The sequence below is a fragment of the Bartonella sp. CE47NXGY genome (genome assembly GCF_042195415.1).
Taxonomy (GTDB): Bacteria; Pseudomonadota; Alphaproteobacteria; order Rhizobiales; family Rhizobiaceae; genus Bartonella.
Genome location: NZ_JBHIOI010000247.1, coordinates 1 through 646, shown reverse-complemented (window position 1 = coordinate 646; position 646 = coordinate 1). Strand labels below are relative to the sequence as shown.

At 44.3% G+C, this 646-nt stretch carries 1 protein-coding gene; it reads left to right on the top strand.

Features of this window, described 5'->3' with window-relative positions:
- The coding region (locus ACFIL3_RS10905; RefSeq protein ID WP_375682287.1) for a hemagglutinin repeat-containing protein at positions 1-646 on the top strand (646 nt) is incomplete at both ends.

Below are 646 nucleotides of genomic sequence, written 5' to 3'. Positions count from 1 at the left end.
ATAATATCACCCTATCAGAAAGCTATGATACCTCTAACGGCAAAGAGACACATGAAAAGTCTTTTGCTGGTGTGACAGGCTCTGTCAATGTGGGCATTCTTGGTACAGTAAAAGATGTAAGGGATGCAGTCAAACGTTTTGGTCATGGGGATACAAAACACAAAATCGGCAATGGTCTTATTGCTGGTCTAAAAGGCTATGATCTCTATAGCAAAGGCAAAGGTCTTTATAATGAGATGAAGAGTGGAAACAAACAGTCTATTCGTGATATTGCTGATGTTTCTGCTAGCGTAACCGTGGGCTTTAAGACAGAGAAGGCAGAAGCCTCTGTTCAGACCTCTACTGCGGTAACAGGTACAATAGAAGCAGGACGCGCTGTTAATATGCAAGCCCACAAAGGCAGCATCCATGGTGTTGGAGCCGATATTATTGCTGGTACAAACTCGATGCAAAGCAATGATGAACAGAGCGGGAATATCACCATGGGAGCAGGTAAAGATATCATCTTTGAAAGTGCGCAAAACACGCAGAGCACAGAAAACCACACGCAAAGCGCTTCAATGAATGTTGGGTATAGTTATGGTACCGGTGGTACAGGGTGGATGGGGAATGCTTCTTTTGGTAAAGGCAAGGGTTCCAGTGAGGA